This is a genomic window from Sandarakinorhabdus sp. DWP1-3-1, from assembly GCF_049896705.1.
GTDB lineage: Bacteria > Pseudomonadota > Alphaproteobacteria > Sphingomonadales > Sphingomonadaceae > Sandarakinorhabdus.
On the sequence record NZ_JAFCUV010000001.1, the window covers coordinates 1,754,209 to 1,777,274 of the forward strand.

The 23,066-nt window shown below is 67.7% G+C and carries 18 protein-coding genes; 13 read left to right on the plus strand and 5 right to left on the minus strand.

Features of this window, described 5'->3' with window-relative positions; translation table 11 throughout:
• Window positions 1–64 precede the first annotated feature (64 nt).
• The 3 genes from ACP7AI_RS08485 (at window position 65) to ACP7AI_RS08495 (ending at window position 5,143) form a co-directional block, all read left to right on the plus strand.
• Window positions 65–2,452, plus strand: a complete 2,388-nt coding sequence (locus ACP7AI_RS08485) for a DNA translocase FtsK 4TM domain-containing protein (RefSeq protein WP_426166126.1) — start codon at window positions 65–67, stop codon at window positions 2,450–2,452.
• Window positions 2,453–2,465: 13 nt separating this feature from the next.
• Window positions 2,466–3,362, plus strand: a complete 897-nt coding sequence (locus ACP7AI_RS08490) for a hypothetical protein (protein WP_426166129.1) — start codon at window positions 2,466–2,468, stop codon at window positions 3,360–3,362.
• Window positions 3,363–3,451: 89 nt separating this feature from the next.
• Window positions 3,452–5,143 carry a class I adenylate-forming enzyme family protein gene (locus ACP7AI_RS08495; RefSeq protein ID WP_426166131.1) on the plus strand — a complete coding sequence of 564 codons (1,692 nt, stop codon included), beginning with the start codon at window positions 3,452–3,454 and terminating at the stop codon, window positions 5,141–5,143.
• A gap of 264 nt (window positions 5,144–5,407) precedes the next feature.
• Here the strand turns inward: ACP7AI_RS08495 and ACP7AI_RS08500 are convergent, their stop codons facing one another.
• The 3 genes from ACP7AI_RS08500 to ACP7AI_RS08510 form a co-directional block, all read right to left on the minus strand.
• A complete protein-coding gene (locus ACP7AI_RS08500) occupies window positions 5,408–6,148 on the minus strand; it encodes a sulfite exporter TauE/SafE family protein (protein ID WP_426166134.1) in 741 nt (246 codons plus the stop codon).
• 71 nt (window positions 6,149–6,219) lie between these two features.
• The gene (locus ACP7AI_RS08505; protein ID WP_426166137.1) at window positions 6,220–6,396 is read right to left on the minus strand and encodes a hypothetical protein; all 177 of its coding nucleotides are present in this window, start codon (window positions 6,394–6,396) and stop codon (window positions 6,220–6,222) included.
• An 84-nt stretch (window positions 6,397–6,480) separates the two neighbouring features.
• Entirely contained in the window at window positions 6,481–8,361 is a 1,881-nt protein-coding gene (locus ACP7AI_RS08510; RefSeq protein ID WP_426166139.1) for a molybdopterin-containing oxidoreductase family protein, read from the minus strand.
• A 165-nt stretch (window positions 8,362–8,526) separates the two neighbouring features.
• On the opposite strand from ACP7AI_RS08510, the gene ACP7AI_RS08515 reads away from it, so the two are divergent.
• From ACP7AI_RS08515 to ACP7AI_RS08555, 9 genes are all read left to right on the plus strand, one after another.
• Window positions 8,527–10,884 (plus strand): TonB-dependent receptor, encoded by a 2,358-nt coding sequence (locus ACP7AI_RS08515; RefSeq protein WP_426166142.1) that lies wholly within the window; start codon window positions 8,527–8,529, stop codon window positions 10,882–10,884.
• Between the two features lie 146 nt (window positions 10,885–11,030).
• Window positions 11,031–11,840: an LPS export ABC transporter ATP-binding protein gene (gene lptB / locus ACP7AI_RS08520; protein WP_426166145.1), complete on the plus strand. Its 810-nt coding sequence runs from the start codon at window positions 11,031–11,033 to the stop codon at window positions 11,838–11,840.
• A 23-nt stretch (window positions 11,841–11,863) separates the two neighbouring features.
• Window positions 11,864–13,342 carry an RNA polymerase factor sigma-54 gene (gene rpoN / locus ACP7AI_RS08525; protein ID WP_426166148.1) on the plus strand — a complete coding sequence of 493 codons (1,479 nt, stop codon included), beginning with the start codon at window positions 11,864–11,866 and terminating at the stop codon, window positions 13,340–13,342.
• Between the two features lie 85 nt (window positions 13,343–13,427).
• Window positions 13,428–14,774: a M48 family metalloprotease gene (locus ACP7AI_RS08530; protein WP_426166151.1), complete on the plus strand. Its 1,347-nt coding sequence runs from the start codon at window positions 13,428–13,430 to the stop codon at window positions 14,772–14,774.
• On the plus strand, window positions 14,771–15,559 hold the full coding sequence (locus tag ACP7AI_RS08535) for a DsbA family protein (protein WP_426166154.1): 789 nt from the start codon (window positions 14,771–14,773) through the stop codon (window positions 15,557–15,559). Before ACP7AI_RS08530 ends, ACP7AI_RS08535 begins: the two co-directional genes overlap by 4 nt.
• On the plus strand, window positions 15,556–16,269 hold the full coding sequence (locus ACP7AI_RS08540) for a hypothetical protein (RefSeq protein WP_426166157.1): 714 nt from the start codon (window positions 15,556–15,558) through the stop codon (window positions 16,267–16,269). Before ACP7AI_RS08535 ends, ACP7AI_RS08540 begins: the two co-directional genes overlap by 4 nt.
• Complete coding sequence (locus ACP7AI_RS08545; RefSeq protein WP_426166159.1) at window positions 16,266–16,703, plus strand: GFA family protein; 438 nt, start codon at window positions 16,266–16,268, stop codon at window positions 16,701–16,703. Before ACP7AI_RS08540 ends, ACP7AI_RS08545 begins: the two co-directional genes overlap by 4 nt.
• The gene (locus tag ACP7AI_RS08550; protein ID WP_426166162.1) at window positions 16,700–17,461 is read left to right on the plus strand and encodes an alpha/beta fold hydrolase; all 762 of its coding nucleotides are present in this window, start codon (window positions 16,700–16,702) and stop codon (window positions 17,459–17,461) included. The genes ACP7AI_RS08545 and ACP7AI_RS08550 overlap by 4 nt, the downstream gene beginning before the upstream one ends.
• Window positions 17,462–17,536: 75 nt before the next feature.
• Entirely contained in the window at window positions 17,537–19,351 is a 1,815-nt protein-coding gene (locus ACP7AI_RS08555; protein ID WP_426166164.1) for a M2 family metallopeptidase, read from the plus strand.
• A gap of 135 nt (window positions 19,352–19,486) precedes the next feature.
• Here ACP7AI_RS08555 and ACP7AI_RS08560 read toward each other — a convergent pair whose 3' ends face one another.
• Both ACP7AI_RS08560 and ACP7AI_RS08565 read right to left on the minus strand, forming a co-directional pair.
• On the minus strand, window positions 19,487–19,876 hold the full coding sequence (locus ACP7AI_RS08560) for a nuclear transport factor 2 family protein (RefSeq protein WP_426166166.1): 390 nt from the start codon (window positions 19,874–19,876) through the stop codon (window positions 19,487–19,489).
• A 100-nt stretch (window positions 19,877–19,976) separates the two neighbouring features.
• Window positions 19,977–21,380 carry a carotenoid oxygenase family protein gene (locus ACP7AI_RS08565; protein ID WP_426166169.1) on the minus strand — a complete coding sequence of 468 codons (1,404 nt, stop codon included), beginning with the start codon at window positions 21,378–21,380 and terminating at the stop codon, window positions 19,977–19,979.
• A 256-nt stretch (window positions 21,381–21,636) separates the two neighbouring features.
• Here ACP7AI_RS08565 and ACP7AI_RS08570 point away from each other — a divergent pair, with 256 nt between their 5' ends.
• Complete coding sequence (locus ACP7AI_RS08570; RefSeq protein ID WP_426166171.1) at window positions 21,637–23,064, plus strand: helix-turn-helix domain-containing protein; 1,428 nt, start codon at window positions 21,637–21,639, stop codon at window positions 23,062–23,064.
• The last annotated feature ends 2 nt before the right edge of the window (window positions 23,065–23,066 follow it).

The window sequence follows — 23,066 nt, forward strand, 5'->3', positions numbered from 1 at the left end:
TCCGGCGACGTGTTCAAAGCGTGAACACCGCTGGATTTCACAGGGCCGGGGGCGGGAAACTGGCATGGCGACGCGCGCCGCATCGACGATGAACCGGCCGCGGGCAGCCCCCCAGGGCCGCGTGGCGCGGCTGCTGGCTGCCATCAGGACCGCGGTCCGGCGCTTCATCGTGCTCGCCGCGGCGCTGGTGCTGGTGCTGCTTGCCGGCGCGCTTGTCGCCGCGATCCTGACCTGGTCACCGCTCGACCCCTCGTTCAACGCCATCACCGGACGCCTGCCGACCAATGCGCTGGGCAGCGTCGGCAGCCATGTTTCCGACCTGTTGCTGCAGTTGCTGGGCTGGCCGTCGCTGCTGCTGGCGCCGCCGATCGTCGTCGGTGCCCTGCGGCTCGTGCAGCGCCGCGATTTTCCGCTGCGCCGGTGCCTGTTCGCGACCCTCGGCGGCATCCTGGTGCTCGCCGCCGCGGCCGGCGCGCTGATGCTTCCCGGCCTCGGCGCCCCCGCCGGCTTCGGCGGCGTCGTCGGGCTGCTGATGGATCATGTCGCGACCAGTCTCGCCGACACCGCGGCGCTCGACGGCATTCCGGTCGGCACCCTTGCCGGCGTCCTGCTCGCCCCCGTCGGCCTGGCCCTCGCCGCCTATGGCAGCGGCATCGAATTCGCCGATCTGCTGCGCCTGCGCGGCCTTGGCGACCGCGTCGCCGGCCTGTTGCCGCGCCAGGCCGACGACGACGAACCGTTCCTGCCGCGCGAACGCCGCGCGCCAGTCCGCGCCGCGGACGACGAGGAGGACTATCGCGACCCCCAGCCGGCCGCGCCGCAGCGCATCGTCGTCGAGGCCGCGCCCAAGCCCGCCCCCGGCAAGCGCCTGCAAAAGGAACGCCAACCCACACTGGACCTCGGCGACAGCGCCATCCTGCCCAGCCTGTCGCTGCTGCGGCCGCCGCCGACCGGCCCGGCGCGCCGCGTCGACACGGCCAGCCTGGAACAGAATGCCCGGCTGCTCGAAGGCGTACTGGAGGATTTCGGCGTCCGCGGCCGCATCGGGGAGGTGCGCCCCGGGCCTGTCGTCACCATGTACGAGCTGGAACCCGCCCCCGGCATCAAGGCGTCGCGGGTCATCGGCCTTGCCGACGACATCGCCCGGTCGATGTCGGCGCTGTCGGCGCGCGTCGCGGTCGTCCCCGGCAAGAACGTCATCGGCATCGAGTTGCCCAATCAAACCCGCGAAATGGTCAGCCTGTCGGAGCTGCTGGGCTCCCGGGCGTTCGAGGATCGTGGCATCGTGCTGCCGCTGATCCTCGGCAAGGACATCGCCGGCGAACCGGTCATCGCCGATCTCGCCCCCATGCCGCACCTGCTGATCGCCGGCACCACCGGCTCGGGCAAGTCCGTCGGCCTCAACGCCATGATCCTGTCGCTGCTCTACCGGCTCGGCCCGGCGGACTGCCGGATGATCATGATCGATCCCAAGATGCTCGAATTGAAGACCTATGACGGCATCCCGCACCTGCTCGCCCCGGTCGTCACCGATCCGCCCAAGGCGATCCGCGCGCTGAAATGGGCGGTCGAGCAGATGGAGGACCGCTATCGCCAGATGTCGGCGATCAACGTCCGATCCCTGGCCAACTTCAACCAGAAGGTCGCCGAGGCCAAGGCCAGCGGCAAACCCTTCGTCCGCCGCGTCCAGACCGGCTGGGATCCCGACACCCAGGAACCGATCATCGAGGAGGAAGTGCTCGATTTCGACAAGCTGCCGCTGATCGTGGTGGTCGTCGACGAGCTCGCCGACCTGATGATGACCGCCGGCAAGGAGGTCGAATTCCTCATCCAGCGGCTGGCGCAAAAGGCCCGCGCCGCCGGCATCCACCTGATCATGGCGACGCAGCGCCCGTCCGTCGATGTCATCACCGGGGTCATCAAGGCCAATCTGCCGACGCGCATCAGCTTCCAGGTCACCTCCAAGATCGACAGCCGCACCATCCTCGGCGAACAGGGCGCCGAACAGCTGCTCGGCAAGGGCGACATGCTGTGGATGTCGGGCGGCAAGCAGGTGATCCGCGTCCACGGCCCCTTCGTCACCGATGACGAGGTGGAGGCCGTCGCCGACCATTGGCGCCGCCAGGGCATGCCCGCCTATGTCGAGGCCGTCACCGAGGACCCGACCGATATCGACGGCCAATGGGGCCTGGATAACGGCATGGGCGGGGGTGGTGACGGTAAGAGCCGTGCTCCGACCGGTGACGAGGACGCCGACAGCTATGCCCGCGCCATCGAGATCATCGCGGCGGCGCAAAAGGCCTCGACCAGCTATCTCCAGCGCCAGCTGCGCGTCGGCTACAACAACGCCGCGCGGCTGATCGAGCGCATGGAAGCCGATGGATTCGTGTCGAAACCCGACCATGTCGGCCGCCGCGAGGTGCTGATCGACGAGAGCGGCGCCCGGCGATAGGAGAGCGCAGACCATGATCGACAGGCCGCCACTGCTCCGGAACCCGCGCGCCCTCGGCATCGCCGGCGCGACGCTGGCGACGGCGCTGGGCATGGCGGCGATGGCGGCGGCAGGCGCCCCCCGCAGCTATCTCGTCGTCAACGGCGCCGCGCTGGTCATCGGCGTGGCACTGCTGGCGATCCTGGTGCGCAGCCGCGGCGACACGATATCGGGTCCCGCCATGCTGGCAGCGGCGGCGGCCCTGCTGGCAACGGCCCTGTTCGGCACGACGATCGACGACGCGACACGTTGGGCCCGCATCGGCGCCGTGTCGCTGCAGCCCAGCCTGATCCTGCTGCCGCTGCTGGTGCTGGCGTTCGCCCGCGCCCGGGGTGTCGCCGCAACGCTGGCGATGCTGGTCGCGGCGCTGGCGCTGGCGCTGCAGCCCGATCGCGCCATGGCGGCGACGCTGGTTGCCGGCCTCGCCGCGCTGCTGCTGCGGCATCGCGAGCGGCAGGTGGCGCTGGCGTTCGGCGCGGCGCTGGTCGCCTTTGCCGTCACGCTGATCCGGCCTGACACGCTGCCGGCGACGCCCTTTGTCGAACAGGTCCTTGCCGGCGCGCTGGTCTTTTCCCCCCTCGCCGGCGCCGCCGTGCTCGCCGGGGCGGCCCTGCTGCTGCTGCTGCCGGTCCTGGCGCGCGGCGACGGCACGGCACCGGTCTTTGCCGCGGTCTGGCTGGCGATCCTGCTCGCCGCCGTGCTGGGCAACTATCCGACGCCGGTCCTCGGCTATGGTGGCAGCGGCATCATCGGCTATCTGCTCTGCCTCGCGGCGCTGCCGTCGGGTGCCAGATCCCGCGCCGGCGATACGCCTGCGCGCGGCCGGAACAGCCGCAACGGCCGGCCCGACCTGCTGGTGGCAGCACGTTGACGGCAATCCGGGCAGCTAATGCTGTTCACAGCTTGTCGCCGCCGGCGCCCGCTGCGATCGGTTGACCGGAACGATGACAGGGGCCTGACATGCATTATGCCGAGCTCCAGCAGGCCCGGGACGAACTGACCGGCCCCAGCGGCGCCTTCGAGGTGGTCGTGGCCGAGGTGCTCGGCCGCCGCATCCGCACCTTCAGGAACGCGCCGCCGAGCGTCCGCGACGTCTGGCTGTCGACCATGCAGTTCGCCGACCGCCCCTACCTCGTCTATGGCGACGAGCGGCTTAGCTATGCCGAGGCGCATGCCCGGGTCGATGCCGTCGCCGCCTGGCTGGCGGCGCAGGGCGTCGTGCCGGGTGACCGCGTGGCGATCGCCATGCGCAACTACCCCGAATGGATGCTGATCTACTGGGCCTGCGTCTCCTGCGGCATCGCCGTCGTCGGCATGAACGCCTGGTGGACCAGCGCGGAGATGGAGTATGCGTTGGTGGATTCAGCGCCGAAAGTCCTGTTCCTCGACGCCGAGCGGCTGGAGCGGCTCAGCGCCTGCACCGACCTGCCGGGCCCGATGACCCTTGTCGGCGTGCGGCTGCCCGACACGGCAGGCGTCGTCCCCTGGTCGACGGTCGTCGCCCATGACGGCGCCATGCCCGACATCGCCGTCGATCCCGATGCAGACGCCTGCATTTTCTACACCTCGGGCACCACCGGCCACCCCAAGGGCGCCCAGCTGACCCATCGGGGCTGCGTGTCGAACCTCTACAACATGCTCTATGCCGGCGCATCCTCGGCACTCGCCACCCAGCGGGCGACCGGCGTCACGCCCCCGGCCGTCGCGCCCGTCCCCGTCACGCTGATCACGACGCCGCTGTTCCATGTCACCGCCAACAACTGCGGCGCCTATGTCACGACGTCGGTGGGCGGCACCATGGTACTGATGTACCGCTGGGACGCCGGCGAGGCGCTGCGGCTGATCGTGCGCGAGCGGGTGACGGCGATGAGCGGCGTACCGGTGATGGCCCGCGAGCTGATCAACCACCCCGATTTCGCCACGTCCGACACCTCCAGCCTGACGTCACTGGCCGGCGGTGGCGCCCAGGTGCCGCCCGACCTTGTCGAAAAGATCGAGGCCCGGGTGGCGACGGCGCGGCCCGGCACGGGCTATGGCATGACCGAAACCTGCGGGATCATCACCTCCGTCTCCGCCGATTTCTTCGTTGACAAGCCCGACAGCGCCGGCCCAGCGATGCCGACATTCGAGGCGAAATGCGTCGATGACGACGGCAACGCGGTACCGCCGGGCGCCGTCGGGGAGCTTTGGGTCAAGGGATCATCGGTCATCAAGGGCTATATCAACCGCCCCGAGGCCACCGCCGCGTCGATCACCGACGGCTGGCTGCACACCGGCGACATCGCCCGCATCGACGAAGACGGCTTCATCTTCATCGTCGATCGCAAGAAGGACATGGTGCTGCGCGGCGGCGAGAACGTCTATTGCGCCGAGGTCGAGGCCATCGTCTATCGCCATGCCGCGGTCGCCGAATGCTGCGTCTTCGGCGTTCCCGACGAGCGGCTGGGCGAGGACGTCGCCATCGCGATCGTGCTGAAACCCGGCACGACGCTGGCGGAAACCGAGCTTCAGGACCATTGCGCCGCGCTGATCGCCCGCCACAAGGTGCCGCGCCACGTCTGGTTCCTCGATGAACCGCTGCCGCGCAACGCCAGCGGCAAGTTCCTGAAGCGCGAGCTGCGTGACCGGTTGAGCCCGGCGGTGGCGGCCTAGGGTCCGTACTCAATAGGAATGGGCGTCGGGACGGCTCAGAGAAGCCCGGCAGGAGAGAGCGAGTGCAGCCAGATAGCAGAGCTATCTGGCAATCGAGCGAGCGCTCTGCCGGGCTTCTCTGGGTCGCGCTGCGCGTGGTCCGGAGAGGCGAAATGGCGTCGTTGGACAACCTTGCCGGGGGGCCGAAGCCCCGCCAGCGGTCGTCCGCCTAGCCATTTCGCCTCTCCGGATCATCACGACGCCCATTCCTATTGAGTACGGACCCTAACCCCGCAGGAACAGCCCGATTGTCAGCGCGACGCCGATGACGATGATGCCGATCTTCAGCAGCCGTTCGGGCAGCACCTTCAGCGCCCGTGCGCCGAGATAGCCACCGATGATCGATCCGGCGCCGATCGCCACCGCTTCGCGCCAGGCGACGGCACCCGACCAGGCAAAGACCACGGCGGCCGACAGGTTGGACAGCGCCACCAGGACGTTCTTGGTGCCGCCGGCATTGCGCACCGGCAGCCGCGCAAAGGTCAGCGAGGCGAGCGTCAATATGCCGGCGCCGCCGCCGAAAAAGCCGCTGTAGAGCGCGATGCTGCTCTGCGTCAGCACCGTCGCCCACGCCGGCGGCGGCGCGCTGCCGGGCTTTGGCCCGCGGCCGAAGGTGCTCCAGGCGAACAGCGCGGTGGCGGCGAGCACCAGCCAGGGCACCATGACGGCAAAGACCTTGCTGGGTGTCGCGATCAGCAGAAAGGCGCCGCCGATGCCACCGAACAGGCTGATGATCGCCAGCGACCGGAACGACAGCCGGTCGACCCCCGATACCAGCGATCGCCCGGCCCAGCCGGTGGTGATCTGCCCCGGAAACAGCGCGATCGTCGAGGTGATGTTGGCCAGTTTCGGATCGAGCCCGGCGGCGATCAGCGCCGGCAGGGTGATGAACGAGCCCCCGCCGGCGAGGGCGTTCTGGACGCCAGCCCACAGGCCGGCGGCGAACAGCAGGAGGATGATCGTCATCGCGCCAGCGTTTCGACGCTGAGGGGCAGGTTGGCAAGCCTTCTGAAGCTGCCAGTCATTCCGGCGGGGGCTTACTCCGCCGCCACTACCTCCGCCGCCGCCCGCACCGTCACCGGTATCGCACTCTGCCGCGACTGGCCGGTGATCGGGTCGTAATCCTGCGTCTCATCCACCAGCCGGTTGGTGCTGTTGCCATGCGCCCGTACACCGCCCAGCCCGGTATCGAAATCGCCGAAGGCATGCGCCATCGATATCACCCCGGACCGCACCTCCGGCGATGCCTTGGCGATGCCGAACAGGCTGCCGCGGCTGCCGCTGAGCTCGATGGCGCTCTAGTCGGCAATGCCCAGCCGGGCCATGTCGTCGGGGTTCATATGGGCAAAGTTGGTGCTGCCCTTCCGGGCCAGCGCCGCATATTGATGCCCCGACGAATTGAACACGTGCTTGGTTCGCCGCGACACCAGCCGGAAACCGCCGTCGCTGTCGGCCGCCTGCGCCAGGCGCTTTCGCAGCTGCGCGACGACATCGTCGGGCGTCAGCGTGAACCGCGCCGCAGCGTCCGCCGGCGCCGGCTGCACGACCGGGGCGAGGTCGCCATAGACTATCGCCCGGCCATCGGGCGTGTCGTCGCGCACCTGCGACGGCGGCACCAGGCACCCGGCGGCAATCAGGTCGAGGATCGCCGCCTTGTCGGGCTTGACCGCCAGGTCCGCCTCCCCGCCGGCAAAGCGCAGCGGCACATCCATCCGCCACGCCAGTTCCCAGAACATCTCCCATTCGTCGAGCGTGTCGCCCGGCGCCGGCACCAGCGCCCGGGCATAGCGGGCATAGGGCGTTTCGTGCCACCATTCGGACAGGTTGGTGATGTCGTCGCGTTCCAGGCACATCGCCGGTGCCAGCACGTAATCGGCGTGACGCGTCGTCGCCGATTCCCGGATGTCGATACAGACCAGCAGGTCGAGCGCCTGCATCGCCGCGACCATCTTGTCCTGGTTCGGAAAGGCCACAACCGGATTGCCGCCGATGACGATCAGCGCCTTCACCTGGCCGTCGCCCGGCGTCAGGATCTCGTCGGCCAGCACATTGCACGGCATTTCCTCGCCGAGCTGCGTCAGCCCCCGGAACCGCGAGGCGGGGAAGCCTTCGCCCCACAGCTTCATCGGCGGGTTGACCGCGGCATGGCGCGGCGCCTGGGCGGTGAACACCCGCGGCGGCGATGCCGGCTCGCCCTCGCGCACGAACCGCCCGCAGACGATGTTGAGGCTGGCGAGCAGGTACTCGATCATCGTGCCGTCGCCCGACATCTCGGGGCCGGTCCCCGACGAGGCGACGCCGCGCTTCGCATCGGCAAAGATCCGCGCCGCGGCAACGATGGCCTCCGCCGGCACCCCGGCGCGCGCGACCGCGATCTCCGGCGTCATGCCGCGTACCGCCTCGCGCAGTTCATCGAGGCCGTCGACATGCTGCTGGCAGAACGCCTGGTCGAAACGCGCTTCGGACAGGATGACGTTGATGATCGCCGACAGCAGCGCGACATCCTCGCCCGGCTTTACCGCCAGATGGACATCCGCGTGGCGTGCCACATCCGTTATGCGCGGATCGATCACCACCAGCTTCAGCCCCCGCGCCTTGGCATCTTGCAGGCTGCGCGACGGCGAGAACGGCGACACGCCGCCGACCGGGCCATAGTGCGAGGTGATGGCATTGTTGCCCACGACGAGCAGCGCGTCGGCGGTGCTGAACGGCTGCGGCCCGCCGCTCCAATGCCCCATGCGCAGCGTCGTATAGACCTTGGCCGGCTGGTCGAGCGTCACGCTGGTATAATAGTTGCGCGTGCCCAGCCCCTTGGCGAAGGCCTGGCCGGCAAACATCGCCGCGCTGTTCTGAAAGGCATAGGTGCCCGAATAAACGGCGACGCTGTGCGGTCCATGCTGCGCAACAATCGCCTGCAGCCGCGCGGCGATTTCGTCGAAGACCTGCGTGGTCGCGATCGGCTGCAGCCCCGCCGGCGTGCGTTTCAGATGCCGCAGCAGGCGCGTCTCATGGTTGTGTGCATCGGCCAGCTGGCGACCCTTGATGCAAGTATAGCCGTGATATTTGGCGTCGTCGGGATCACCGCGGACAGCAACCACGCGATCGTCGTCGACATCGGCGAGCATGGCGCAATTGGCGTGGCAGAACCGACAGAATGTGGGGTGCGTGGTGATCGCCATGATGCCCGCCCTGCTGTTGCAATGCTGCAACATTCATAATCGTTGTGCAGGGCGTTGCCTGCGACTGTCAGTTTTGGCGGCTACCCGCGCGGCATGAAGACGCGGCTAATTTCGGCTCAGATCGGGTCAACCCGGCGCACGCAGGCTCTACGGGGAGGTGACGACATGACGCTTCGCACGATGTTGCTGCAGGGTACTACGCTCCTGTTCGCGCTCGGCACGGCCGCCGCGGCCCAGGACCAGCCGGCGGCCGCCGACGACAGCGCGCTGCGTGAAATCGTCGTCACCGCCCAGCGCCGCCAGGATTCGGTACAGAGCATCCCGGTCGCCGTCACCGCGCTCGACCAGCGCACGCTCGATGCCGCCACGGTCGAGGATCTGCGCGACTTCGGCGGACGCGTCCCGAGCCTGGTTGTCGACAATGTCGCCGCCGGGCCCAGCGCTGCGGCCATTTCGATCCGCGGCATCTCGTTCGAGGACATCGAAAAAAGCTTCGATCCCGCCGTCGGTGTCGTCGTCGATGGCGTCTTCATCGGCACCAACACCGGGCAGCTGCTCGACAGTTTCGACATGGAACGGCTGGAGGTGCTGCGCGGGCCACAGGGCACGCTGTTCGGCCGCAACACCATCGGCGGCGTGATCAGCGTCACCCGCACCCGGCCGACCGAGGACTTCGGCGTCAAGGGCCAGTTCGCCTATTCGAATTTCGACACCAAGCGCGGGCGCCTGGTGGTCAACAGCGGTACGCTGGGCGGCATCATCGCGCTCAAGGCATTCGGTTTCTACGACAAGACCGATGGCTACTACCAGAATGTCACCAAGGGGCGTCGCGAGGGCGAGTACGAGGTGCTGACCGGCGGCGTCACCGCGCTCATCACGCCAACCGACGGCATCAAGGCGCAGATCACCTATGAACATATGCGCGAGCGCGGCGAAACCATCGTCGGCTCGCTGTCCGAAACCGGGCGCGATGTCATCTGCGCCGCTCCGGGTGCCCCCGGCTTTCCGCCCCCGGGCCAGTGCGACCGCAACGGCCTGCCGGGCCGCGGCCTCTACACGACCTTTTCCCAGATCGACACGCCGGTCACCAACGACACCGATGCCATCAGCGGCAACATCGATATCGAGCTCGGCGGCGGCTGGTCGCTGGCCTCGGTTACCGGCTGGCGCCAGAACCGGGAATCGGTCACCCAGGATTTCGACGCCTCGTCCGCGGCGTTCTTCGAAACGCTGCGCCAGCAGAAATACCGCCAGTTCAGCCAGGAACTGCGGCTTGTCGGCGACCTGACCGATACCCTCAACGTCCTCGTCGGCGGCTTCTACTTCGACAGCAATTACCGGCTCGACCAGCGCACGACCCTGGGCGCGGTGCTCGCCGGCGGCGCACCGGCCCAGCTGCGCCAATATGTCGACCATTCGACCAGATCCTATGCAGGGTTCGGCGATGTCCGCTGGAAGGCGACCGACCGACTGACGATCGGTGCCGGCGCGCGCTACACCCATGACGACAAGAAGATTTTCAACAATTACGGCCGCATCGGCGCTTTGGTCGGCATCACCCTGCCCGGCTTCGACGGCCAGAGCTGCGTCGATGTCATCGGCACCATCTCGCCGGCGCCCGGCGTCGTGCTGCCGGCCTATGGCCCCGCCACCAATTGTTCCGGCCAACAGGGTTTCGGACAATTCACCTGGCGCGCCAGCATCGACTACGAGCTCGGCGCCGGGCAACGCGTCTATGCCTCGTACAACAAGGGCTTCCGCTCCGGCGGCTTCAACGGCCGCGCGTCCAGCCCGACCTCGCTCGGGCCCTATGAACCCGAAACCGTCGATGCCTATGAAATCGGCCTGAAGGCGGACTGGCTCGACCGGACGCTGCGCACCAACATCGCCGCCTATTACAGCAAGTACAACAACAAGCAGGAAGAGAACGTCCAGCCGGCACCTCCGGGATCGTCGAGCCCGCAGGAAACCGTCGTCAAGAACGCATCGTCCGCGACCATCAAGGGTGTCGAGATCGAGCTGATCGCCCAGCCGATCCGCGAGCTGACCTTCAGCACCGCGCTGACCTATACCGATGCCAAGTTCGACAATTTCCTCAACGACGTGAACGGCGACAATATTCCCGACGACGTGTCGACGCTGACGCTGCGCCGGGCGCCGAAATACCAGGCGTCGGTCACGATGGATTACAGCCGCCCGCTCGGGAACGGCACGTTCGATTTCAACACGACGCTGCGTTTCATCAGCAAATACCAGACCTGCATCGTGCCGAACCGCCCGGTAGTGATCGGCGCCGTCCGCAACGACGATCGCTGCCAGACGCGCGACCGCGAGGATCTTGCCGCCCAGGTGTCGTACACCTTCAACATCGCGCCGAACCGCGAGGTGCGGGTCGCGATCTTCGGCCGCAACCTCACCGACTTCCGCGACATCGGCGCGACCTTGCCGGTGGCGGGGCTGTTCACCTTTGCCGGGGCTCGCCCGCCGCGCACCTATGGCGCCGAGATCGGTTTCAAATTCTGACGGTCGTCCGCTAAACCCGGGCAGTCCAACCGATTTCGCCCCGTCCGGCCCGACATGCCCTTGGCAAGCCGGGCCGCTTCGCGGTAGTTTGCACAGCGCTATGCAAAGTCCGGGCCAAGTGACCGGGCTGCAGGCGGGAGTGACAGATGGCCGACGTCGATACAATTGATGCGCCCCGCGATACCGCGGCCGACCCGCGCGCTGCGGAGCGTGCGGCGGCGCATGCCGGTGTCGCGCGCGGCCTGTCGGTCGACGGCATCGGCAAGCGATATGACAAGCGCGTCGTGCTCCGCGACGTGTCGCTGTCGGTCCGCCGCGGCGAAGTTGTCGGCCTGCTCGGGCCGAACGGCGCCGGCAAGACGACGTGCTTCTATTCGATCATGGGCCTGGCGATGCCCGATACCGGCCGCATCCTCCTCGACGGCCATGACATCACCGGCCTGCCGATGTACCGCCGCGCGGCGCTCGGCCTCGGCTATCTGCCGCAGGAAACCTCGATCTTTCGCGGCATGACCGTCGAACAGAACATCCTGGCGGTGCTCGAAGTCGCCGAACCCGACAAGACGGCGCGCGCGGCCCGGCTCGAATCGCTGCTCGGGGAGTTCAACATCACCCGGCTGCGCGACGCGCCGGCGATGGCGCTGTCGGGCGGCGAGCGCCGCCGCTGCGAGATCGCCCGCGCGCTGGCCGCCAGCCCGTCGATCATGCTGCTCGACGAACCCTTTGCCGGCATCGATCCGATCTCCATCGCCGACATCCGCGCGCTCGTCGTCCAGCTTCGCGACCGCGACATCGGCGTGCTGATCACCGACCACAATGTCCGCGAGACGCTCGAGATCGTCGATCGTGCCTGCATCATCTATGATGGCCGGGTGCTGTTCGAAGGCACGCCGCAGGCCCTGGTCGCCGACGAGACGGTGCGCCGGGTATACCTGGGCGAGGACTTCGCGCTGTGATGGGCGTGGTGCGAGCATAAGCCATGGGCCTCGGTCCGCGCCTCGAACTGCGGCAATCGCAACAGCTGGTGATGACCCCCCAGCTGCAGCTGGCCATCAAGCTGCTGACGCTGACCAATGTCGAGCTCGAGGCCTATATCGGCGAGGAACTCGACAAGAACCCGCTGCTCAGCACCAGCGACGGGGCCGATGCCGCCGAGGCTCCAGCCGCAGTGGAGGCGGCCGCCGATCCCAGCGCCAGCAGCCTCGACCAGTTGCTCGGCGGCGGCGATAGCGGCAGCAGCGCGACGGAATCGCCGCTCGACGTCGACTATACCGGCGAAAGTTTCCAGCACGACACCGCCGGGGACAGTGCCGACTGGGGCGCCGCCGCCGCCGGCAGCGACGGCGAGGAGACCGATTTCGACCGCTTCGCCGCCGCCGAGGCGTCGCTGGCTGAAGTACTGGTGACCCAGGCCAGCGCGGCGTTCGGCGGCGCCGACCTGATCATCGCCCGCCACATCATCGATCTCATCGATGAATCGGGCTATCTGACCGAGCCGCTGGACGACATCGCCGACCGGCTCGGCGTCGATGTCGCCGTGGTGGCAGCGGTGCTCGCCGGAATCCAGCGCTTCGAACCGACCGGCGTCGGCGCGCGCAACCTGGCCGAATGCATCGCGCTGCAGGCCCGCGAGGCCGACCGCTACGACCCGGCGATGGCGTGCCTGATCGAACATCTCGACCTCGTCGGCCGCGGCGATGTTGCGGCCCTCGTCCGGCTGTGCCGCGTCGACCGGGAGGATGTCGGCGACATGATCCGCGAGCTGCGCCGCTACGACCCCAAGCCGGGGCTGCGCTATGGTGGCGAGCGATCATCACCTGTGGTCGCCGACGTCTTCGTGACCAAGGGCGCCGACGGCGAATGGCATATCGAACTCAACCAGGGCACGCTGCCGCGGCTGCTGATCGATCGCGACTATCACGCCGTGCTCGAACACGGCGCCGACAAGGCCACCGCCAACTTCCTCAGCGAATGCGTTCACAGCGCCAACTGGCTGCTGAAGGCGCTCGACCAGCGCGCCCGCACGATCGTCAAGGTGGCGAGCGAGCTCGTCAAGCACCAGCGCGGTTTCTTCGACCACGGCGTCGGCCAGTTGAAGCCGTTGACGCTCCGCACCATCGCCGACGCCATCGAGATGCACGAATCGACGGTCAGCCGGGTCACCTCCAACAAATATATCCAGTGCGAGCGCGGCCTGTTCGAACTGCGCTATTTCTTCACCAGTGGCATCGGATCGTCGGACGGCGGCGAGGCCTCGTCGGCGCTGGCGGTCAAGGACCGCATCGCCCGGCTGATCGCCGCCGAGACCGAGGACACGCTGTCGGACGACAGGCTGGTCGAGATCCTGCAGCGTGAAGGCTTCGACATCGCGCGTCGCACGGTGGCAAAATACCGCGAGGCTCTGGGGCTCGGCAGCAGCGTCGCCCGGCGCCGGGCAAGGTTGCTCAAGGCGGCGTAGCGAGTTCTCCTCGCCGTTCAGAGCGGCGTGCGGAAGATGCCGCGCTTCACCACGCATTCAGCTGTGCTAGGACACGGCGGTGGCGATGCGTATCCTTCGAAACCTGGCCGTGGCCGTCGCGGTGCTGGGATTGGCATCCTCCGCTGCCGCGCAATCGATCCTGCGCGATGCCGAGACGGAGGCGTTCTTCCGCGACATCTCGCGCGACATGATCGTCGCTGCCGGGCTCGATCCCAAATCGGTGCAGATCATCCTGGTCGGCGACTCCAGCATCAACGCCTTTGTCACCGGCGGGCAGAACATCTTCATCCATTCGGGGCTGATCAGCCGGGCAGAGAGCGTCAACGACCTGCAGGGCGTGATCGCCCATGAAATCGGCCATATCTCGGGCGGGCACAGCGTTCGCTTCAACGAAGGCGCCGGGCCGGCGACCAACATCTCGCTGCTGTCGCTGGTCGGGGCCGCCGCCGCGATCGCCGTCGGCGCGGGCGAGGCCGGCATGGCCATCCTGGGGCTGGGCACCGCCGTGGCGCAGGGCAAGTTCCTCAGCTTCACCCGCGACCAGGAAAGCCGCGCCGACCAGGCCGGTGCCGTCTATCTGTCGAAGGCGCATCTGTCGGGCCGCGGCTCCATCGCGTTCTTCAAGCGGCTGCAGGGCGAGGAATATCGCTATGCCGTGCCGCAGGACAATGAATACAACCGCACCCACCCGCTATCGAGCACCCGCATCGCCAACCTGGAGGCCGTCTACAAGGCCGATCCGGCCTGGAGCACGCCGGCCGATCCGGCGCTCGAAAACCGCTTCAAGCGGGTCAAGGCCAAGCTGATCGGCTTTGTCGACGAACCCCAGCAGGTGCTCAGGCTCTATCCCGAAAGCGACCAGTCCGCCCCCGGACGCTATGCCCGCGCCTACGCCTGGCACCGCAGCGCCTATCCCGACCAGGCGGTCGGCGAAGTCGACAAGCTGCTGAAGACGGCGCCGGGCGATCCGTTTTACCTCGAGTTGAAAGGCCAGATCCTGCTCGAATCGGGCAAGCCGCAGGAGGCTGTGCCGGTACTGCGCGCCGCCGTTCGCGCCGACCCCGACGAGCCGCTGATCATGACCCTGCTCGGCCACGCCCTGATCGCCGACGAGAACAAGCTCGACTTTGCCGAGGCCGAGCCACTGTTGAAGCGTGCCATCGCCCGCGACCGCGAAAATCCCTTTGCCTGGTATCAATTGGGCGTCATCTATGATCGCAAGGGTGACGAACCCCGCGCCGCGCTGGCCGCGGCGGAACGGTTCAACCTCGAAGGCAATGCCATGGGCGCCGCCGCCAATGCGCGGATCGCGCTGAACGGCCTGCCCCGCGGCACCCCCGACTGGATCCGCGCCGACGACATCGCGCTGCTGGCGGCAGACGAGCTTGGCAAGAAGAAGAGGCGTCGATGACAATGGCAGACGCCCGGGCAAAACTGGCAAAGATCATGGAGACACGCGTGCGGGCAATCTGGTTGGCGGCGGCGGTGGTATTGGCCGGGGCCGGCGGTGCCGTGCTGGCGGCGCCCGGTGCCGGCGGACCGGCCGACAAGGCGGCGATCGAAAAGATCGTCCGCGACTATATCCTCGCCCACCCCGAGATCATTCCCGAGGCGATGAGCCGGCTGCAGAACCGCGAGGTCTCCGCGCTGCTGAAAAGCAATCGCGCCGCCATCGAGACGCCGTTCGCCGGCGCCGTTGCCGGCAACCCGCAGGGCGACGTTTCGGTCGTCGTGTTCTTCGATTATGCCTGCCCCTATTGCCGGCAGGGCCATGCCGACACGTTGAAGCTTGCCGCGGCCGACAAGGGCGTCCGCATCGTCTATCGCGACTTTCCGGTGCTGTCGCCGGCCAGCGACGAAGCCGCCATGGCCAGCCTGTCGGCGGCGCAGCAGGGCAAATACAGCCGCTTTCACAATGCCATGTTCGACAATCCGGGCAAGGTCAGCCACGAACGCACCGTCGCCATGGTGCGCACCGCCGGACTCGACGAACTGCGCACCGCAAAGGACCTGGGCGCGCCGGCGCTGAAAGCCGAGATCAAGCGCAACCTCGAGCTCGGCCGGGCGCTGGGGCTGACCGGTACACCGAGCTATGTCGTCGGGGATCGCATCCTGTCGGGCGCCGTCGGGTTCGATGCATTGCAGGCGGCGGTCGCGGAGGCGCGGCAGGCCCGGAAGGAAGGCGCGGCGGGATGACAACCGAGGCTGTACCGCCGCTCGACGTGGCGCTGGCGATCCGGCGAACCTGCCGGGTCTTTGCCAGCGATTTCGCCGGCGTCGTGCTGGGCGGCCTGGCGCTCGTGACCTTGCCTTCGATCGTTACCCGCGGCATCGCCGGCGACGCCGATGCCGGCACGCTGCTGATCACGCTGCGCAGCGTCTGCGCCATGCTGTATGTCGCGCTCGTCAGCTGGGGCGTTGTCGCCCGGTTGCGCGGTCGGGCGCTGCCGCCGCGGCTGTTCGTCCGGGAGGGGCTGGTGCGCGCCACCCCCGGGCTGCGCGTGGCGCTGCTCGCCGGCGCCGCCTTCGTGCTCGGCCTGATCATCCAGCTGTTCGCCCGGCACGGCACACTCGCGGGCTGGCTGCTCGATGTGTCGCTGCTGGCACTGGGGCTATGGGCGATCGCCGCGATGATGCCGCTGGTGCCGGTCGCGGTCGTCGAGCGGCTGGGGCCGGTCGCCGCCATCCGACGCGCGCTGGCGTTGACCGAGGGCAACCGCAACCGCACGCTGGCGCTGGCGTTGCTGGTTGCGCTGACCCTGGCGCCATCGGCGGCGCTGGTGGCGGGCCTTGCCGGCCCCGACGGCGGCGGGCTGCTGTTGCGCTCGCTGTTCGAGCTGCTCGCCTGGAGCCTGGTCGCGACGGTACCTGCGGTGGTCTATGCCGGGCTCAAGGGCACGCCATGATCGATGTCAGTGGCGGCTGCGCCTGTGGGCAGGTGCGCTATCGCGCCCGCATCGAGCCCGAAGGCTATTGGTGCCATTGCCGGATGTGCCAGCGCGCCGTCGGCAATGTCGCGGCCGCCTTTGTCAACGCAGCGCAGTCCGATGTCGAATTGACCGCCGCAGCACCGGCCGAGTGGCGGTCGTCGCCGATCGCGCTGCGCGGCCATTGCGGCCATTGTGGCACGCCGCTGACCTTCCGCTTCGTGGAGGGCGACCGCATCGACCTGACGGTCGGCAGCCTCGACGACCCGGCAGCGGTGCGGCTGGCCAGCCATTTCGGCGTGGAAAGCAAGGTGCCGGGCTGGGTCCACGACGACAACCTGCCGACCATGCGCAGCGAAGATTATCAAGCGCTCCAGGATCGCTGGGCCAAGGCCAAGGATACACCGCAATGACGCCGGCTACCCAGGAATTCCTGTCGTTCGACACTACCCGCATCGCCTGGACGGAAATGGGCAGCGGCCAGCCGATCGTGCTGCTGCACGGCCTGTTCAGCAGCGGCGAGATGAACTGGCGTCGCTATGGCGCGGCCGCGGAGATCGCCGGTGCCGGCTATCGCGTCATCATGCCGGATTTCCGCGCCCATGGGCACAGCGCCGCGCCGCATGACCCGGCGCACTATCCGGTCGATGTGCTGGCGATGGATATCGAGGCGCTGGTCAAGCATCTGGAACTGGGCGAATTCGACCTTGGCGGCTATTCGCTCGGCGCGCGCACCGCCGTGCGGCTGCTGGCGCGGGGGATGCGGCCGCGGCGCGCCGTTCTGGGCGGCATGGGCCTCATGGGCATTACCGGCGGTGCCGAACGCGCCGCCTGGTTCCTCAACGTCATCGCCAATGCCGACAGCTTTGCGTCCGGGACGGCGGAGGCGAATGCGGCGGCCTTCATGAAGCAGAACAAGATCGATGGGGAAGCGGTGGCCCATGTCCTGCGATCGCAACAGGCGACGTCGGAAGCCGTGCTGCGCACCCTGGAGACGCCGACACTGGTGGTCTGCGGCGTCGCCGACCAGGACAATGGCTCCGCCCCCGACCTTGCCACGGTGCTACCCAACGCCGCCTATTGCGAAATCCCCGGCAATCACATGAGCGCGGTGACCAAGCCCGATTTCGGCACCGCGATCGCGGCCTGGCTGGAACACGCCGTTGTCTGAATTCCGGCCCCGGTGTTGACGAACCCGTCGGCGCGGGCGCATTCCCGCCGCCACAATGGTCCTTGGGAGACTGCCATGACATCCGTCGTTTCGGCGCTGGCGCTCGCCGCCGCGCTGTTGTCCGCCACCGTTGCCGGAGCCGCAACCCCGGCCGAGGCCGACGCCTTTGTCGCCAGTGCCGAGCAGCAGCTGTCGACCTACAGCGACTATGCCGCCCGTGTGCAATGGGTGAACGCGACCTACATCACCGACGACACCGACGCCCTTGCCGCCCGCGCCGGGGCGGAAGGCACCTTGCTGTCGGTCAAGCTCGCCAAGGAAGCGGCGAAGTTCAACGACACCGCGGGCCTCAGCTACGACACAAGTCGCAAGCTCGGCTTCCTGAAGCAGGGCCTCGTGCTGCCGGCACCCGACACGCCAGGCGCCGCCGATGAGCTCAACACCATCGCGACCCGCCTGCAGTCGACCTATGGCAAGGGCAAGGGCACGCTCAAGGGCAAGGAAACCAGCGGCAACGACCTCGAGGCGCTGATGGGCACGACCCGCGACCCCGCGCTGACCAGGGAAATGTGGGCAAGCTGGCACAAGGTCGCCCAGCCGATGCGCGCCGATTATGCCCGCATGGTGGAGATCGCCAACGCCGGCGCCAAAGAACTGGGCTTTGCCGACACCGGCGCGATGTGGCGGTCGGGCTATGACATGCCGGCCGACGACTTCGCCAAGTTGATCGACACGCTGCTGGCGGAGGTCAATCCGCTCTATACCGACCTGCATTGCTACACGCGCACCAAGCTCAACCAGAAATACGGCGATGCGGTGCAGCCGAAGACGGGGCCGATCCGTGCCGACCTGCTCGGCAACATGTGGGCGCAGGACTGGAGCGAGATCTACGACGTTGTCGCGCCTGCCGGCGCGGGGAACATCGGCTATGACGTCGGCGATCTGCTGAAAGCCAAGGGCTATGACGCGGTGAAGATGGTCCGCGGCGGCGAGGGCTTTTATTCATCGCTGGGCTTTGCGCCGCTGCCCGACACCTTCTGGCAGCGCTCGATGATCACCAAGCCGGCCGATCGCGAGGTCGTCTGCCATGCCAGCGCCTGGAACCTCGACAACAAAGACGACCTGCGCATCAAGATGTGCACCAAGGTCAACGCGTCGGACTTCGTGACCATCCACCACGAACTGGGGCATAATTACTACCAGCGCGCCTATAATAAGCAGCCGTTGCTCTACATGAACAGCGCCAACGACGGCTTTCACGAAGCCATCGGCGACTTCGTCGCGTTGAACGTGACGCCGGATTACCTGGTGAAGATCAACCTGCTCGACGCCGCAAAGGTGCCCGACCCGTCGAAGGACATCGGCCTGCTGCTGCGCCAGGCGATGGAGAAGGTGCCGGGCATGCCGTGGACCGCGCTGGTCGACAAATGGCGCTGGGGCGTGTTCTCGGGCGCGACTCCGCCGACCGGGTACAACAAGGCCTGGACCGACCTGCGCCTGCAATATCAGGGCATTGTGCCGCCGGTTGAGCGGACCGAGGCCGATTTCGACCCCGGCGCCAAGTATCACATCCCGGGCAACACCCCCTATGCGCGCTATTTCCTCGCCCGCATCCTGCAGTTCCAGTTCTACCAGGCGGCATGCAAGCAGGCCGGCTGGAAGGGCCCGCTGCACCGCTGCTCGATTTATGGCGACAAGGCGGTGGGCGCGAAGCTGGACGCCATGCTGGCGATGGGGGCGTCGAAGCCCTGGCCCGAGGCGCTACAGGCGTTCACGGGCACGAAGCAGATGAGCGGCAAGGCGATGCTGGCGTATTTTGCGCCGTTGCAGGTGTGGCTCAAACAGCAGAACCGCGGGCAACAATGTGGATGGGCCGCAGCGCGGCCGTAAGCAGCGGCACATTCGCGAAGCGATCGGCTGCTGCGCGCGGACTCGCGCCAGGCCGGCCAGCGGGCCGGTCGGCCTTGCCGGCCGAATCCGTCTGACGCCAGCGCGGGTTTTGCCCGCGCCCCTGCCTTTAACCCCTTATCCCGCCTTCGCCAGCATCTCGCCCATCATCTGGTGCAGCATGTTCACCGCCTTCAACGGCCGCACCATGACCTTGAAATGGGTAATCTGCCCTTCATCGTTCCAGGTGATCATGTCGATCCCATCGATGGCGATGCCGTTGATGGTGTTGGTGAACTCCAGCACCGCCGAATTCGGCGCGGTCCATTCACCGATATAGGCAAAGCCCGGCCCGCCGAGCACCTTGTCGGCGCTGGCGAGGTACTTGTAGACGATGTCGCGGCCGCGCTGCGGCGTGTGCACCACCGGGCTTTCGAACACCGCATCGGGGTGCAGCATTTGCCACAAAACCTTGTGGTCGGGCGCCTTGATATAGCTGTGCCAGCGCTCGAGGCCCGGGTTGCTCATGCTGTCGCTCCTCGCCGATTGTTCAAGATGGCGCTCCGCGCCAGTTGTTCAGGATGGCGCTCCGCGCCAGTTGCTTAAGATGGCGCTCCGCGCCAGTTGCTTAAGATGGCGCTCCGCGCCAGTGGCAGTGAAATCCGCCCGGCACCCGCGCCGGCATCCGCACCGTCGCCACCGGGCCGTCGGCCAGGTGCCCGGCATCCATGACCAGCAGCGCGCTTTCGTTCCTGACCGAATCCCATTTCAGCGCCAGCAGCCAGCCGTCGGTTTCAGCGGGGCCGTTCGGCACGAACACCGGCTCCCCGAAATACGCCCCGTCGCCGCCGTCATAGCTGTCGCGGGCGCCGCCGCTCATGTGGATCCGCGCGAGCGATTCAAAGCCATCGAGGCGCCCCGCCGTCGGCCGCGTCGTGCAGTTGATGTACGTGCTGCCATAGGCCTTGCCCTGGCGGCGGTCATCGATGCGCGGGAACTGCATGTCGAGGTCGTCGATCACCTCCTCGCGGACGCCGCCCGGCGACACGATCCAGCGCTTCATGGTAAAGCGGGTGTCCTCGTGGCGCGGCAGATTGCCGTCGGCATCGGGCATCAGCGGCGCCCGGGCGCTGCCGGCGACATCGATGACGATGTCGTCGCCGAATTCATAGCTGTTCGACGAATGGAACATGAAGCGAGGATCGCTCTCCACCCAGCGCAAATCCTCGGCGGTGCCACCCTTGGGCATGATGCCGAAAGCGGTGGCGCGCTCGGCCTCCCACGCCGCCATCGGCTTGCCCGACATCGCCCGCGCCATGTCGAGCACCACCGGCATGACCGGGAACACGACATGGCGGTCGGTCATCAAAAAGTCGTGCATCATGCTGGGATAGGGCTGGTCGATGAAGGTCGTGTGCTTTGGCCGGCCCTGGGCATCGATGATGTTGTAGCGCACCGCGGTCGATCCCGGCCCTTTTGCCGAATAGCCGAAGGCATGGAGGTCGCCATTGTCGGGATCGGTCTTGGGGTGCGCCGTGAACGGGCCGGTGACAGCGCCGCCGAAGGTCTCGCTGCCCAAGGTCGCAAGACTATCGGGGTGGACCTCGACCGGCGGGCACCCTTCCATCAGCGCGAACAGCCGGCCGGCGTGCGGCCAGATGTGCGTGTTGGCGATGTTGTAATCCATGAAATTGACCGACGGGTCAGTGAAACGAGGGTTGCCGAACACACCGAACAGCCGCTTGCCGGCGGCGCGCTCGGCCTTCAGCTTTTCGGTTTGCACCCAGCGGTTCTTCATGGCGGCGCGGCCGCCGCCGAGCGTGACGGCAAAGATCATGCCGTCGCCGTCGAAGACATGGTAGCGATCGCCGTCGCGGACCGGGTACGCCGGGTTCGGGCCGTTGCGGTAGAAGGTGCCCGCCAGCCCCGCGGGCAGCGTGCCCTCGATGACCAGGTCGGGCGCATCGAGTTCGGCGAGGAACGGCGCGTAATAGCCGTTCATGTACGGATCGGGACCAAAGGGGGCGACCATCAGCGGCTCCTGCGCAGAAAGCGGACAAGATAGCGGCTTTGTACGTGCCGCGCGCCTGTCGCTAATGGCAAGACGGAGCCCCAAAATGGCTGTGGCGGGGCGCGTTTTCCGCTGCCTCCGCCACATCCTCCCCTTCAGCTGTCATGCTGTTGTCATCGCTCTGCGCCTGCGCTAGGCGCTCGTCAATCGGCGCGGTCAAACATTCGTGTCGAAATGTCGTACTTCCGCTTTTCCCTTCGGTCACGTTGTAAATATATTGACAAACAAGCCTGCCAACGACCTTGTGCAAGCCGACAGCAGCGGTCGCAAGCTGTTCGCCGGGGCACGCATCCGGCGCCTGCGCATCGCACGCGGGCTGACGCAGACCCGCATGGCGTCCGATCTCGGCGTCTCGATATCCTATCTCAACCTGATCGAGCGTGACCAGCGGCCGCTGTCCGCCGCTTTCCTGCTCAAGCTTGCCACCAGCTATGATCTCGACCTGAAAAGCCTGACCGGCGACGACGGCACGGCGGTTGCCGACGAACTGGCCCGCGCCTTTGCCGATCCGCGTCTGGCCGGCATCGACGTGTCGCGTGCCGAATTGCGCGATCTCGCCGCCCGCTCGCCCGGCATCGCCCAGGCATTGCTGCGGCTCCACCAGTCGGCGCCGGCAGGCCCGGTCGAGGCGCCCCCGCCGGGGCCCCTCGATACCGTCATCCGCATGATCGACGACGCCGGCAATTACTTCCACGATCTCGACCTGGCCGCCGAAACGCTCGCCGACGATCTGCGGCTGTCGGGGCCGGACCTCAATGCCGCGGTCGTCGAACGCCTCAGGGCGCGACATGCCATCACCGTCATCGCGATGCCCGCCGATGTGCTTTCGAACGCGCTGCGACGCCTCAATCTCCATGGCCGCCAACTGCAATTGTCCGAAAGCCTCGACGCCGCGTCGCGAGGCTTTGCCGCCGCGGTGCAGCTGGCGCTGATCGAACTGAAACCGGCGATCGAGGCGACGATCGCCGCCGCTGGCATCGACGATCCCCAGCACCGCCAGGCGGCGACGGTCCATCTCGGCAAATATGCCGCCAGCGCCATGATGATGCCCTATGGCCGCTTTCTCGCGGCCTGCGAGGCCACCGGCTATGACGTGGAATTGCTGCAGGCGCGGTTCGGCCGCGGTCTGGAGCAGGTCGCACACCGCATGGCGACGCTGGCCCGGCCCGGCGCGCGCGGCGTGCCGTTCTTTTTCCTCCGCGTCGATCGCGCCGGCGTGATCTCCAAATCCTTCGCGCCCGGCCCCTCGCCGATCCCGGCCACGCCGATCGGCGGCGGCGGCTGCGCGCTCTGGTCGCTGCACGCCGCTTTCGACCGCCCCGGCGACGTTCGCCGCCAGCTCGTCGAGATGGAGGACGGTAGCCGATTCCTGACCATCGCCCGCACCGTCCGACCGGTGGCGACCTTTTGGGGCTCACCGCGTGCCGAGTTCGCCATCGGGCTCGGCTGCGACGCCCGCCACGCCGCGCAACTGGCCTGGGCGGCGGGCCTCGATCTCGGCCGCCCGGCGACCCCGATCGGGCCTGGTTGCGCCGCCTGCCATCGTGCCTCTTGCCGTCAGCGCGGTTTGCCGCCAGCAGGGGCGCGTCTGACCTTTGACGAGCGCCAGCGCGGACTGGTGCCGTTCCGCTTTACCGAAGATTGAAG

What these genes read in the sequence shown, in the direction of transcription:
- ACP7AI_RS08560 (WP_426166166.1), bottom strand. Translation starts at nt 19,876, where the DNA reads ATGAGCAACCCGGGCCTCGAGCGCTGGCACAGCTATATCAAGGCGCCC.
- ACP7AI_RS08485 (WP_426166126.1), top strand. Translation starts at nt 65, where the DNA reads ATGGCGACGCGCGCCGCATCGACGATGAACCGGCCGCGGGCAGCCCCC.
- ACP7AI_RS08490 (WP_426166129.1), top strand. Translation starts at nt 2,466, where the DNA reads ATGATCGACAGGCCGCCACTGCTCCGGAACCCGCGCGCCCTCGGCATC.
- ACP7AI_RS08530 (WP_426166151.1), top strand. Translation starts at nt 13,428, where the DNA reads ATGCGTATCCTTCGAAACCTGGCCGTGGCCGTCGCGGTGCTGGGATTG.
- ACP7AI_RS08555 (WP_426166164.1), top strand. Translation starts at nt 17,537, where the DNA reads ATGACATCCGTCGTTTCGGCGCTGGCGCTCGCCGCCGCGCTGTTGTCC.
- ACP7AI_RS08535 (WP_426166154.1), top strand. Translation starts at nt 14,771, where the DNA reads ATGACAATGGCAGACGCCCGGGCAAAACTGGCAAAGATCATGGAGACA.
- ACP7AI_RS08545 (WP_426166159.1), top strand. Translation starts at nt 16,266, where the DNA reads ATGATCGATGTCAGTGGCGGCTGCGCCTGTGGGCAGGTGCGCTATCGC.
- ACP7AI_RS08540 (WP_426166157.1), top strand. Translation starts at nt 15,556, where the DNA reads ATGACAACCGAGGCTGTACCGCCGCTCGACGTGGCGCTGGCGATCCGG.
- lptB (WP_426166145.1), top strand. Translation starts at nt 11,031, where the DNA reads ATGGCCGACGTCGATACAATTGATGCGCCCCGCGATACCGCGGCCGAC.
- rpoN (WP_426166148.1), top strand. Translation starts at nt 11,864, where the DNA reads ATGGGCCTCGGTCCGCGCCTCGAACTGCGGCAATCGCAACAGCTGGTG.
- ACP7AI_RS08510 (WP_426166139.1), bottom strand. Translation starts at nt 8,361, where the DNA reads ATGGCGATCACCACGCACCCCACATTCTGTCGGTTCTGCCACGCCAAT.
- ACP7AI_RS08550 (WP_426166162.1), top strand. Translation starts at nt 16,700, where the DNA reads ATGACGCCGGCTACCCAGGAATTCCTGTCGTTCGACACTACCCGCATC.
- ACP7AI_RS08500 (WP_426166134.1), bottom strand. Translation starts at nt 6,148, where the DNA reads ATGACGATCATCCTCCTGCTGTTCGCCGCCGGCCTGTGGGCTGGCGTC.
- ACP7AI_RS08515 (WP_426166142.1), top strand. Translation starts at nt 8,527, where the DNA reads ATGACGCTTCGCACGATGTTGCTGCAGGGTACTACGCTCCTGTTCGCG.
- ACP7AI_RS08495 (WP_426166131.1), top strand. Translation starts at nt 3,452, where the DNA reads ATGCATTATGCCGAGCTCCAGCAGGCCCGGGACGAACTGACCGGCCCC.
- ACP7AI_RS08505 (WP_426166137.1), bottom strand. Translation starts at nt 6,396, where the DNA reads ATGGCGCATGCCTTCGGCGATTTCGATACCGGGCTGGGCGGTGTACGG.
- ACP7AI_RS08565 (WP_426166169.1), bottom strand. Translation starts at nt 21,380, where the DNA reads ATGGTCGCCCCCTTTGGTCCCGATCCGTACATGAACGGCTATTACGCG.